Raw genomic sequence first — 12045 nt, 5'->3', positions numbered from 1 at the left:
AAATGACTAGCATCCCGACCATCGAGACCGAGCGGCTGTTGCTGCGGCCGCATACCGTCGACGATTTTGAGGACTACCAGACGATGTGGAGCGACGAAGCGGTGGTGCGCTTCATCGGGGGTGTGCCCTCCACCCGCGAGCAGGCCTGGGCACGCCTGCTTCGGGCCGCAGGCATGTGGCATCACATGGGTTTCGGGTTTCTGGCAATCGAGGAAAAGCAGTCAGGACGCTTCATCGGGGAGGCAGGCTTTCTGGACATGAAGCGGGACATGCATCCGGTCTCCACGGAAGGCACTTTGGAAACCGGTTGGGGCATTATGCCCTTCGCGCAAGGCCGCGGCTACGGCTGCGAAGCGCTGACCGCGCTGATCGCCTGGGCGGAAAAACGCTTCCCCTCCAAACCCATGACCTGCATCATCGACCCGGGGAACGACGCTTCGCTGCGCCTCGCACGTAAGCTCGGCTTCCGCGAAATCCAGCGATGCAGCTACAATGGAGAGGTCATTCTGCTTTCGCGGTCGGGAACTCAGCCAGCCTAGCGGCGTACCGCGCCATGGTGTCGACTTCGAAATTGACGAAATCTCCGGCCTTGCGCTCGCCCCAGGTCGTGACCTCGAGCGTATGACGGATCAGCAGCACGTCGAAATCGGTGCCATCAACCGCGTTGACGGTGAGCGATGTACCGTCGAGGGCAATGGAGCCTTTGGGTGCGACGAACTTGGCGAGATGCTCGGGCGCGCGCAGGCGAAAGCGCGTCGCATCGCCCTCTTCGGTAACGGAGAGGATCTCGGCCTTGCCGTCGACATGCCCGGAAACGATGTGACCGCCGAGCTCATCGCCGATCTTCAGAGAGCGCTCGAGATTGATGCGGCTTCCTTCCTTCCACGTCCCGATGGTCGTCAGACGCAGCGCTTCCTCCCAGGCTTCAACCTCGAACCAGCGGCCGTTGCTGCCGTCGCCAGGCAAGCCGGTCACGGTCAGGCAGATGCCGGAGTGGGAGATCGAGGCGCCCATGTCGATCGTCGCCGCATCATAGGCAGTGGCGACACGCAGCTTGATGCCTTCCTTCAACGGGGAAACGGATTCGATCGTGCCGACGTCGGTAACAATTCCGGTAAACATCAAAGCTCTCTTTCGTACTCGTCCAGGCGATCGTCGCCAAACATGAAGGTGCCCTTGTGCAGGAAGCCCGATGGCATATCGGTCGTCGTCACCGGCGATTCAATACCGCCCTGCCCGATCACGCCCGGTCCCTGGTAGAAGAGAATGCGATCGACGTATCCAGCGTCAAGGAAGAGCTTCGCCGTCCGCGCGCCACCTTCTACGACAAGCGAGGAAATGCCGCGCGATGCGAGCGCAGGCAGCAGCTCGTCCGGACGGTTGGGATTGCATTGGACGATTTCGACGCCAGCCCGATCCAGTGCTGCGCGACGTGCGAGGAAAGCCTCGTCCTCGCTGTTGTCGAAGAGGGGCGGCTCGGTTGCCACGACGATGACCGGCACCTCCCTTGCGGTGGTCACCAGCTTGCTGTCCAACGGCAAGGACAGATTTTCGTCCAGCACGACGCGGACCGGCGATCGGGTCTCAAGGCCAGGCGTGCGAACCGTCAGCAAGGGATCGTCGGCGATAGCCGTGCCGATCCCAACCAGAATCGCATCGGTTTCAGCGCGAAGCTTCTGGACCTCGGCGCGTGCGCCCGGACCGGTGATTGCGATCTGCCCCTCGCCCTTTTTCCCAATCATGCCATCGGCGGAAACCGCAAGCTTGAGAGTCACATAGGGCCGGTTCTTCGTCTGCCGCGTGAGATAGGCAGCGAGCGAACGCTTGCCTTCATCTTCGAGAATCCCGGACTCGACCTCGATCCCGGCATCGCGCAACCTGGCAATACCCCTACCCGAAACACGCGGGTCCGGATCGGTGACGCTGATGACGACGCGACCGACGCCATAGGCGATCAGCGCATCGGCGCAGGGCGGCGTCTTGCCGTAGTGCGAGCAGGGTTCCAGCGTCACGTAGGCAGTGGCGCCCCGCGCCAGTTCGCCGGCTTCGGCCAATGCCTGCGGCTCGGCATGAGGTCGCCCGCCAACTGCCGTCACTCCACGGCCGAGGATCTGCCCGTCATGCACGATGACGCAGCCGACCGAAGGATTGGTCGATGTCTGGCCGAGATGCAGGAGACCCAGGCGGATCGCCTCTTGCATGAAACGCGCGTCGTCTTCCGAAGCGCTCATGGGCTAGTTGTCCAGGGGATCGCGAGCAATCTTGGCGTTGATCTCGGAAATGACTTTCTCGAAATCCTCGGCGTGCGAGAAGTCCCGGTAGACCGAGGCGTAGCGAACGAAGCCGACATCATCGAGGCTCTTTAGGGCCTCGAGCACCTGCAGGCCGATCTGCTCGGAGCTGATCTCGACTTCGCCGGAACTTTCAAGCCGTCGAACGATACCGGAGACTGCGCGCTCGATGCGGTCGCGGTCGACGGGGCGTTTGCGCAACGCGATCTCGAAAGAACGCACCAACTTGTCGCGATCGAACGGCACCTTGCGGCCGGTCTTCTTCGACACCATCAGCTCACGCAACTGCACGCGCTCAAAGGTCGTGAAGCGACCGCCGCAATCGGGGCAGATACGCCTCCGGCGGATGGACGTGTTGTCCTCCGCCGGGCGTGAATCCTTGACCTGTGTGTCTTCCGATCCGCAGAATGGGCAGCGCATGCGCTATCCTTAGCCGATGTAGTCGTACATTGGGAAGCGGTTGGTGAGGTTCATCACCTTGCCACGTACTGCGGCTTCGACGGCTGCGTTACCTTCGTCGGAGTTGGCGACCTTCAGGCCATCGAGAACCTCGACGATGAGGTTGCCGATTTCCTTGAATTCCGCTTCCTTGAAGCCGCGCGTCGTGCCGGCCGGTGCGCCGAGACGGACGCCCGAGGTCACGAAGGGCTTTTCAGGATCGAACGGAATGCCGTTCTTGTTGCAGGTGATGTAGGCGCGGCCAAGCGCTGCTTCCGCCCGCTTGCCGGTTGCATTCTTCTTGCGAAGGTCGACGAGCATCAGGTGGTTGTCGGTGCCGCCGGAGACGACGTCGAGGCCACCGGCGATCAGCGTTTCGGCAAGCGCCTTGGCGTTCTTGACGATCTGGGCCGCATAGTCCTTGAACTCAGGCTGCAGCGCTTCGCCGAAGGCAACGGCCTTGGCTGCAATGATGTGCATCAGCGGACCGCCCTGGAGACCCGGGAAGACGGCCGAGTTGAACTTCTTCGCCAGATCCTCGTCGTTGGTCAGGATCACACCACCGCGCGGGCCGCGCAGCGACTTGTGGGTCGTGGTCGTGGCAACGTGGCAATGCGGGAACGGCGACGGATGCTGGGCACCTGCAACGAGACCGGCGATGTGAGCCATATCAACCATGAGGTACGCGCCAACGGAGTCAGCGATCTCGCGGAAGCGCTTCCAGTCCCAAATACGGGAATAAGCAGTACCGCCGGCGATGATGAGTTTCGGCTTGTGCTCTTCCGCCTTGCGGGCGACCTCGTCCATGTCGAGCAGGTTGTCGCCTTCGCGGACGCCGTAGGACACGACGTTGAACCACTTGCCGGACATGTTGACTGGCGAGCCATGCGTCAGGTGACCGCCCGAGTTGAGGTCGAGGCCCATGAAGGTGTCGCCCGGCTGCAGCAATGCGAGGAACACGGCCTGGTTCATCTGCGAACCCGAGTTCGGCTGAACGTTGGCGAAGTTGACGCCGAAGAGCTTCTTGGCGCGTTCGATCGCCAGTTCTTCGGCGATGTCGACGAACTGGCAGCCGCCGTAATAGCGCTTGCCCGGATATCCCTCGGCATACTTGTTCGTCATGATGGAGCCCTGGGCTTCCAGCACCGCGCGGGAAACGATGTTTTCCGATGCGATGAGCTCGATCTCATGCCGCTGGCGGCCGAGCTCCTTTTCGATCGCGCCGAAGATGTCCGGATCGGTATCGGCAAGCGAACGATTAAAGAAGGTCTGGGTGGAAGCATTTGTCATGGGCGGGCTCCTCAACTGGAATGCGCGAAGGTATTAGCGTCCCGCCCTGTCAAGGGCAATACGAGGAACGACATTTGCTAGGCAATCTACGCGCAACAAGAACCGCGCCTAGCTCACCTCTACCTCATTCCTGTGCTTATCACAGGAATCCAGCAGAGGGACGTAAACAAAAAACCGCGCCTTCCAGCGCGGTTTCCCAATTCAAACGCATGAAGCTACTGAACCGGCTGCTCCGTGCCCGCCGTCGTGTCGAGCGCGAGTTCGGCATTGCCATCGAGCTGGTAGATATCGTCGCGGAACTGCACGACGCCGTCGGGCATGCCCCAGGCAGAGATGTAAACGAAGTAAACCGGCACTTCTTCAGCGAGTTTGATCGGCGTGTTGACGCGGGTCGTGATGACCTGCTCCATCTGCTGACGCGACCACGGCGGGGTCTCGCGAAGCAACCACGTCGTCAGGTCGCGAACATTCTGAACGCGGACACAGCCGGAGGACTCAAAGCGCATGAGCTTGTTGAAAAGGCCCTGCTGCGGCGTGTCATGCATGTACTCGCCGTTCTTGTTGTAGAAATTGATCTTCGTGGAGGCCATCGCGTTGATCTTGCCTGGGTCCTGACGGAACATCAGGTTTGGCGCCTTCTCGGCATTCCAGTCGACCGTTTCCGGCGCCACCTCATTGCCCTTGCCGTCAATCAGGCGAATGGCATTCTTCTCGAGGTAGGTCGGATCCTTGCGCATCAGCGGCACGATGTCCTTTTCGACGATCGAGCGCGGTGCCGTCCAGTACGGATTGAGGATGACCTCGTAGATCTTCGAGTTGACGAGATGCGTGGGACGGCTGATGCGGCCGACGACGGCTGCATGGCGCGTGGCAACGCTGCCGTCTTCGACCGCCTCGACATAAGCCGCCGGAATGTTGACCATCAGATGGCGGCGTCCCAGTTCTTCCGGGAACGTCTGAATGCGGATGAGATTGGTGTTCAGTTGCTGCAGACGAACGTCAGCCGGAATGTTCATGGCCTTCAAGGTGAACTCGCCGATGACACCGTCAGCCGGAAGGCCGTGGCGCGCCTGGAAGCGCTTGACGGCACCGTCGACATAGGAGTCGAATGCACTGGAAATGCCCGCTTCGCGTGGCAGGTCGCCGGTGATAATCAGGCGCTGACGAAGGCTCTGGACGGCCGGATCAGTCACACCGATCTGCAGACGCTGCTGGCTTGGGCTCACTTCCGGCCAGCCGCCTGAGGAAGCGATCTGCTGATACTGGGCGATCGCCTGCTGGATGCTCGGCACCGACTGCGGCCCGAGAATCGGCGTGTTCGAAACGACGGCTGTCGCCGTGCGGGATGCAGCCTTGGCATCGAACTGGTCGTCCCAATCGCCCCGCTGCGGAGCATTGATGAGCGAATCGATGGCCGATTGCGCGAATGCGGGGGCTGCCAGGGCGCCCGCGCCGACCATTGCCGCAGACGTCAGAAACGCCCGACGAGAGAAAGCTTCAGTTCCGATTTTCTTCGACATTCATCCCAACCACTAAATTGCCGCTGCTTGAGAGACCGGCGGCCTTCGCTATCCCTGCGAGAACGCAAATCTCTATCTACCCGTCGCCACGGCGCATCGCACAATCTCTCTGCCGGCGATCACATGATTGCGAGCCGGGAGCGCGAGGTTATCGGACCTCAATTGGGGAAGCGCCATTTGCCGTGTATTTCCGCTGACATGCTAATATGGCCAATTCGTGTCGCCCTACACCACGCTCAACCGTCGGTGGCGGGCGATGCGCAAAAAACCATACCGATCCACAGAATGTGGCGGTTAATAGCGGCTAAAAAACGGCTTGAATACAGGCGATTATGCTTGCCTGCCATGCGTTGCAAAGATGTCACGAAATCGCCGACGGGGTCCGGATTACTCGCGCCAGTGGTCGGCCACCCATGGCGTTGGACGGATATAGTGGCGCAGATAACGAAACAGCGACTTGTTCCTCCTCCGCTCCGGATCGAACATATGCGAGATGTGATCAAGCGGCGGCGCGGCACGCCCCTTCAGACCGAAGCGCCCTTCGACCGCGAACTGCGGATGAAAATCGCGTGGAAAGAGGATCACCCGGGCGTTCGCGGGAAGGCGCGGTGTTAGGAAATAATTCAGTGGGAAAGGCCACCGGCAATCCTGCCTGAAGTGCAGGACCCAGCGGCGGGGAAAGAACGTCGCGCCACCGGGCGCATTTCGTGTCACGAAGCGCTGTTCGAATTCGTACTTGTCAGCCACGCCCTGCGGATCGGCGCGGAACGTCTCCTGCAACGGAACAAGCTTGCCGACCGGGAAGCGAAAGAGAGAGGTCTGCCCGAGGCGTTCAAACGGCGTCGTCTGGTTGCGCGACAGGATGACGTCATCCGGTTCGCCAACCTCGAAGAATGAGTCGAGAGAGCCGACAATCACCAGATCGAGGTCCAGGAACAGGACCGGGCCGCTCAAATTCCCAAGCTTCGGACCCCAAAGCCGCCCCTTGGGCCAGATCCCCTTCGTCCTCACCGGCATGTTCTCGACATCCAGCGGCGGCAGGTCTTCGCAGAGGATTTCGGGATTCAAGCCGGCGCGGTTGTCGGTAAAGCAAGTGAAAGTGAAGGGCGGCGTAATGTTGCGCTTCACCATGGCGTAGAGGCGGTTGATGAAGGGGGCGCCGTACTTGGTTCCCCAGCTTATGCAGATGACCTGCTTCACCCCCCCACTTGCAGCCAATACAGCTGACGTCATGACCTGCAACTCCTGATTCACGCGAAAACCCACGGTTCGTGCGGACGTCATTATCAAGTCGGCGACCGAATATGTAGCCCCTCCCCGCAACGAGGCGCAGCAAACGGCGAAAAGAGCGCCACGGAATACCGTTGCGCCCTTTCGTGCCTTGGAGGTCCAATAAGCCAGCAGGGAAGTTGGCTTAAGAGATTACAGGCGATAGAGGATCTGGTCGTTCCAGAAGCGGTCCAGACGGGTGAGCAGCTTGTTCATCTGCGTGAATTCGTCGGTGCCGATGCCGCCGACCTTGTCGATCGAGCCGATATGGCGTTCATAGAGCTTGGCGACGGTTTCGGCGATGTCCTGGCCCGTTTCCGTCAGGCTGATGCGGACCGAGCGACGGTCGATGCGCGAGCGCTGATGGTTGATGAAGCCGAGGTCGACCAGCTTCTTGACGTTGTATGAGACGTTGGAGCCGAGATAGTAACCGCGAGAGCGAAGTTCGCCGGCGGTCAGCTCGGAGTTGCCGATATTGAAGAGAAGAAGTGCCTGGACGGCGTTGACGTCGCTGCGACCCTGACGGTCGAACTCATCCTTGATGACGTCGAGCAGACGGCGGTGAAGACGTTCAACAAGATGAAGGGATTCCATGTAAAGATCACGGATGCCCTGTTCCTGCTGGTCACGGAAGTTCGATACCGCCTGCGGCTTGATTTTCGTGTTCATGATGACTGCCTCACTGTTTTGTTTGGCGGTGTTGGTTTTCTTCCCGCCTTGAGACAGACCCTATCGAATACAAATAAAATTCTACTTAAACCGCAGGCTTAACAGTGCCTTACCGGAAACCCGCGTTGTATCAGGGTAAATCAACGCTTACCTGCTGGCGCCGCTTGCGCTTCTCGTACCAGAGCGCGGCGCGGAATCCCAGGTAGACCAGGCCTACCGCAACATGCAGCAGAACGATCAGCCGGTTGGCCCCGAAAACCTCCGGCATGAAGCCGTACATGATGATCTGCCCGCCCGCCGCGAGCACCCAGATAACAGGACCCCAGGACACGGCAAGCCACAGGCCGAGAGACGCGACAGGGAAGAGAACGGCAAGGCAGGTGCTTGCGACCTTCCAGGGAAGGCTGAGCAGATCGAAGCGCCCTGCCCCCACCAGCGAATAGCCGACAAGCATCGCCCAATACTGCAATCCGAACCAGAAGCAGGAAATGGCGACAAGCCGCAGGAACAGGACGAAGAGAACGCTGGTCAGCGTCGGTTTCGGTATCGTCGGAGAATCAGGGTCCATGTCTCAAACAATAAGGTTGCGGTTGCGACTTCGCCAGCGCCTCGTCCATTGCGGCCAATCGTCCGGTTTGGATTTCGGCAGCGCCATGATAATGAGCGCTTCGACAATTGGAATGGCAGAAAGCTGGAACGACCATGCAGGACAAGACCCACCTCGTCGACGAAATCACCGGCCATCGGCGCATGCGCCGCAACCGCAAGGCCGATTGGACGCGACGCCTCGTTCAGGAAAACCGCCTGACGGTCGACGATCTCATCTGGCCGGTTTTCGTCGTGCCGGGCACCGGCATCGTCGAGCCGATATCGGCGATGCCCGGCGTCAACCGCATGAGCGTTGACAAGCTCGTCGAAGCCACGAAAGAAGCGGCTGACCTCGGCATCCCGGCAATCGCGACCTTCCCCAATATCGAGATGGAACTGCGCGACGAAACCGGCTCGAACAGTCTCGAAGCCAACAACCTGATCAACCAGGCAACGACCGCGATCAAGAAGGCGGTGCCAGGCATCGGCGTAATCACGGATGTGGCGCTCGATCCTTTCACGAGCCATGGCCATGACGGGATCCTGCGACAGGGCGAGATCGTCAACGACGAGACGGTCGATCAGGTCGCGCGCGCAGCCGTGATGCAGGCAAATGCCGGATCGGACATCATTTCTCCCTCGGAGATGATGGACGGCAGAATCGGAGCCATCCGCCGCGCGCTCGATGCCGCAGGGCATCAAAACGTCGGCATCATGAGCTATGCCACCAAGTTCGCCTCGGCTTTCTACGGCCCCTACCGCGAGGCGATCTCGACGGGCGGACTGCTCAAGGGCGACAAGAAGACCTACTACATCGATCCGGCAAACGGCACCGAAGCGATCCGCGACGCCGCGCTTGACGTGGAGGAAGGTGCCGACATGCTGATGGTCAAGCCAGGACTGCCCTATCTCGACATCTGCTGGCGCATGAAGGAGGCCTTCGGTCTGCCGACCTTTGCCTATCAGGTTTCCGGTGAGTACACGCAGATCAAGGCTGCCGCGATGAATGGCTGGATCGACGGCGAGCGCGCGATGCTGGAGACCCTGCTGTCATTCAAGCGTGCGGGCTGCGATGGCGTCCTCACCTATTTTGCGGTCGAGGTGGCCAGGATCCTCGCCAAGCGCTGATGGCGCCCAATATTGCATTTGCACGAAGCGATACCATATCAGCGGCATCGTTTTCTCGAAAGGAGCCGCAACGATGACGCTCACTCCCAACCCGCTTTATGCTGCACCGGACGACTGGCGCGCCTATAGCGGCACGCTGAGCCGTCGTGTCTTCGCATTCCTCCTCGACTACGTGATCGTCCTGCTGCTCTGCATCCCGGCAGCGGTCGTGCTTTTCTTCCTGTCGATCGTCACACTGGGGCTGGGATTCTTTCTTTATCCGGCGCTGTTCCTGATCGTCGCGGGCCTCTATTTCGGCTTTACGGTGGGCGGCCCCAATCAAGCCTCTCTCGGCATGCGCGCAATGGGGATTGCGATCGTGCGTGTCGACGGGCAGCGGATGGACTTTCTGACCGCCATCGTTCACCTGGCGCTTTTCTGGATCCTGAACTCCGTTCTGACGCCGCTGATTCTGCTGGTCGGCCTATTTACCGAGCGCAGCCGGTTGATCCACGATTTTCTGGTGGGCACCGTCACGGTACGCACCGCCTGATCAGGCTCGCTACAAGCGAAAATAAACGCTGCTCCTGGCCTTTGCCGGGAGCCTTTCGGCGCCATATCCAAAAGTATAACGCGCGATATCGGGCAGGAGACTGGCCCCGCTGTTGACGTTTTTCATTCTTAAGTCATCCTAGTCAGACACGCAACGAACCGAAGGAAATCTCCGCAACAGATGAATACGCAGACGACGCCATCACCGCAGTTTTATCTGACTGCTCCGGCTGCGTGCCCTTATCTGGCCCACGAGATGGAACGCAAGGTCTTTACACATCTCGTCGGCCCCCGCGCAGCGGAGATGAACGATATCCTGACACAAGGCGGCTTTCGCCGGTCGCAGAACATTGCCTATCGACCGGCGTGCGAGGCCTGCCGTGCCTGCATTTCGGTCCGTATCCTCGCGCAGGAGTTCCTGCCGACGAAATCAATGAAGCGGGTGCTGGCGACGAATGCCGATATCATCTCCACCGAATTCCCCGCTCAACCCTCCAGCGAGCAATATTCGCTATTCCGACGCTATCTCGACTTTCGCCACCAACAGGGCGGAATGTCCGACATGACCGTGCTCGACTATGCCATCATGGTCGAGGATACACATGTCAACACCAAGATCATCGAGTATCGGCTTCGAAAGGAAGGCGCTGGCCTCGAAGAGCGCCCGACGGGTGAGCTGCTGGCCGCTGCTCTCACGGATACGATGAGCGATGGCCTGTCCATGGTCTATTCCTACTTCAATCCTGACATGGATCGACGCTCCCTTGGGTCGTTTATGATTCTTGACCACATCAAGCGCACAAAGGCTTTGGGTCTTCCGCACGTCTACCTGGGCTACTGGGTTCAAGGGTCGCGGAAAATGGACTACAAGACTCGCTTCCAGCCACAGGAGCACCTGACTTCGCGCGGCTGGGAACGTTTCGATCCCTCCGCAATGCCCGAAAGCACACGCTACTAAATGCCCCTCCCTGCCCTTTCCGATCATCGGAAGGGTCTGCTGCTGACAGCGATCGGCGGTCTGGCTCTTTCCATGGACATTCCGCTGGTACGCCTTGCACATGGAGACATGTGGTCGATCCTCGGCATGCGCAGCCTCACGACGGTTGCCGTCGCGCTGCTGGTGATCTGCGTTATCAGATACGTCAAAGGCACGTGGCCGGTGCTCGTGCCCGGCAGGCACGGCCTTGCGGCGGGACTGCTCTATGGCTGTTCGACGCTGACCTTCCTGCTTGCCGTCTTCAATACGGCGACAGCCAATGTGGTCTTCATCGTCGCGTTCAATCCGATGTTCGGCGCGCTTCTATCATGGGTGTTCCTCAAGGAACGCCCTTCGATATCCACGCTCGTCACCATGGCGGTGATGGTGTTCGGTGTTGGCTTGATCGTGCATGATGGATTGGCCGGCGGCCATGTCTTTGGTGATGCCATGGCGCTGCTCAGCGCCTTTATCCTTGCATCGGCGATTACAGTCGGCCGGGCATCACGACGGGACATGGGCTACGTGCCCCTGCTTGCCGCCGCCCTGCCCGCCATCCTCGGCTTTGCCATGGCATTGCCGAGCGCGCTCGCCATAGAACACCCGGCCTGGATCATCCTCAATGGCGCACTTCTGATGCCAGTTGCCTTTTGGTGCCTCGCCACGGGACCACGCTATCTATCCGCGCCCGAAGTCGGCATGTTCTATCTCCTCGAAACCATCCTGGCTCCGATCTGGATCTGGCTGGTCTTCGCGGAAACGCCCCCGACGATGACGCTCGTCGGCGGTGCGATCCTGGTCTGCGCGATTATGGCGCACTCGCTTTGGATGGTTCGGAGGCAGCCTGCGCGACAATCTCTGGCACATTGACCACCTGCATCGCCTCGAGCTCGCGTTCAAGCCCTTGCATCACATGAACCCAGCCTTGTCGCGTCTGCTCCTCGAACTGCCCCCATTCGGCGCACATTTCGTGTGAGAGTGTCAACCGCGTGCCTTCGGCCAGTGGTTCGATGTCAATGTGGATTCGATCTGCGTTGTGGTCATGCTCGGCTGCCGAGAAGCAGAAGACCATTCGCCGCGGCCGGCGCAATTCCAGAAACACGCCGTAATGGACCGCATCACCTGTCGGACGCCGGTCGATGACGAGAAAATGGCCGCCGACCTTCGGATCGATATCGGCACGGATAACCCGGCCTTCGTCGCTCGCGAAGAGGAATCGTTTTGCGATTTGCGGGTTCAGCCATGCGTCATAGACAGCGCAGGGCGAGGCATTGAAAGTATGCGCAACGTTCAGGGTGATGGTATTGCAAGCACTCATCAACATTCCTCCGTGATCGGACATGAC

At 60.0% G+C, this 12045-nt stretch carries 14 protein-coding genes; 5 read left to right on the top strand and 9 right to left on the bottom strand.

The features are described 5' to 3' along the window. The first annotated feature begins 2 nt into the window (after positions 1-2). Positions 3-539: a GNAT family N-acetyltransferase gene (locus tag ACSQ9D_RS04910; protein WP_436281382.1), complete on the top strand. Its 537-nt coding sequence runs from the start codon at positions 3-5 to the stop codon at positions 537-539. Here ACSQ9D_RS04910 and ACSQ9D_RS04905 read toward each other — a convergent pair. The 8 genes from ACSQ9D_RS04905 to ACSQ9D_RS04870 form a co-directional block, all read right to left on the bottom strand. Continuing rightward, the gene (locus ACSQ9D_RS04905) at positions 502-1122 is read right to left on the bottom strand and encodes a riboflavin synthase (RefSeq protein ID WP_436281381.1); all 621 of its coding nucleotides are present in this window, start codon (positions 1120-1122) and stop codon (positions 502-504) included. The two genes, ACSQ9D_RS04910 and ACSQ9D_RS04905, sit on opposite strands and share 38 nt — an antisense overlap. Further along, on the bottom strand, positions 1122-2231 hold the full coding sequence (gene ribD / locus ACSQ9D_RS04900) for a bifunctional diaminohydroxyphosphoribosylaminopyrimidine deaminase/5-amino-6-(5-phosphoribosylamino)uracil reductase RibD (RefSeq protein WP_436281380.1): 1110 nt from the start codon (positions 2229-2231) through the stop codon (positions 1122-1124). The genes ACSQ9D_RS04905 and ribD overlap by 1 nt, the downstream gene beginning before the upstream one ends. A gap of 3 nt (positions 2232-2234) precedes the next feature. Further along, entirely contained in the window at positions 2235-2711 is a 477-nt protein-coding gene (gene nrdR, locus ACSQ9D_RS04895) for a transcriptional regulator NrdR (protein WP_007531462.1), read from the bottom strand. Positions 2712-2720: 9 nt separating this feature from the next. Beyond that, positions 2721-4019: a serine hydroxymethyltransferase gene (glyA, locus tag ACSQ9D_RS04890; protein WP_436281379.1), complete on the bottom strand. Its 1299-nt coding sequence runs from the start codon at positions 4017-4019 to the stop codon at positions 2721-2723. A 215-nt stretch (positions 4020-4234) separates the two neighbouring features. After that, on the bottom strand, positions 4235-5539 hold the full coding sequence (locus ACSQ9D_RS04885) for a L,D-transpeptidase family protein (protein WP_436281378.1): 1305 nt from the start codon (positions 5537-5539) through the stop codon (positions 4235-4237). 387 nt (positions 5540-5926) lie between these two features. Further along, positions 5927-6772, bottom strand: a complete 846-nt coding sequence (locus ACSQ9D_RS04880) for a hypothetical protein (protein WP_037116936.1) — start codon at positions 6770-6772, stop codon at positions 5927-5929. A gap of 189 nt (positions 6773-6961) precedes the next feature. Continuing rightward, a complete protein-coding gene (gene ldtR / locus ACSQ9D_RS04875) occupies positions 6962-7477 on the bottom strand; it encodes a transcriptional regulator LdtR (RefSeq protein WP_007801049.1) in 516 nt (171 codons plus the stop codon). 130 nt (positions 7478-7607) lie between these two features. Next, a complete protein-coding gene (locus ACSQ9D_RS04870; protein ID WP_436281377.1) occupies positions 7608-8045 on the bottom strand; it encodes a DUF6163 family protein in 438 nt (145 codons plus the stop codon). Positions 8046-8179: 134 nt separating this feature from the next. On the opposite strand from ACSQ9D_RS04870, the gene hemB reads away from it, so the two are divergent. The 4 genes from hemB to ACSQ9D_RS04850 all read left to right on the top strand — a co-directional run bounded on the left by hemB (position 8180) and on the right by ACSQ9D_RS04850 (position 11570). Next, positions 8180-9193 carry a porphobilinogen synthase gene (gene hemB, locus ACSQ9D_RS04865; protein ID WP_436281376.1) on the top strand — a complete coding sequence of 338 codons (1014 nt, stop codon included), beginning with the start codon at positions 8180-8182 and terminating at the stop codon, positions 9191-9193. A 73-nt stretch (positions 9194-9266) separates the two neighbouring features. Then, on the top strand, positions 9267-9725 hold the full coding sequence (locus ACSQ9D_RS04860; RefSeq protein ID WP_436281375.1) for an RDD family protein: 459 nt from the start codon (positions 9267-9269) through the stop codon (positions 9723-9725). A gap of 180 nt (positions 9726-9905) precedes the next feature. After that, a complete protein-coding gene (locus ACSQ9D_RS04855; RefSeq protein WP_436281374.1) occupies positions 9906-10682 on the top strand; it encodes an arginyltransferase in 777 nt (258 codons plus the stop codon). Next, a complete protein-coding gene (locus tag ACSQ9D_RS04850; RefSeq protein ID WP_436281373.1) occupies positions 10683-11570 on the top strand; it encodes a DMT family transporter in 888 nt (295 codons plus the stop codon). On the opposite strand, the gene ACSQ9D_RS04845 is transcribed toward ACSQ9D_RS04850, so the two are convergent. After that, complete coding sequence (locus tag ACSQ9D_RS04845) at positions 11509-12042, bottom strand: SRPBCC family protein (protein WP_436281372.1); 534 nt, start codon at positions 12040-12042, stop codon at positions 11509-11511. The two genes, ACSQ9D_RS04850 and ACSQ9D_RS04845, sit on opposite strands and share 62 nt — an antisense overlap. Positions 12043-12045 lie beyond the last annotated feature (3 nt).

The sequence above is a fragment of the Rhizobium sp. LjRoot258 genome, assembly GCF_964254185.1.
GTDB lineage: Bacteria > Pseudomonadota > Alphaproteobacteria > Rhizobiales > Rhizobiaceae > Rhizobium.
The sequence above is the reverse complement of the archived record's forward strand: the minus strand, read 5'-3'. Positions and strand labels throughout refer to the sequence as shown.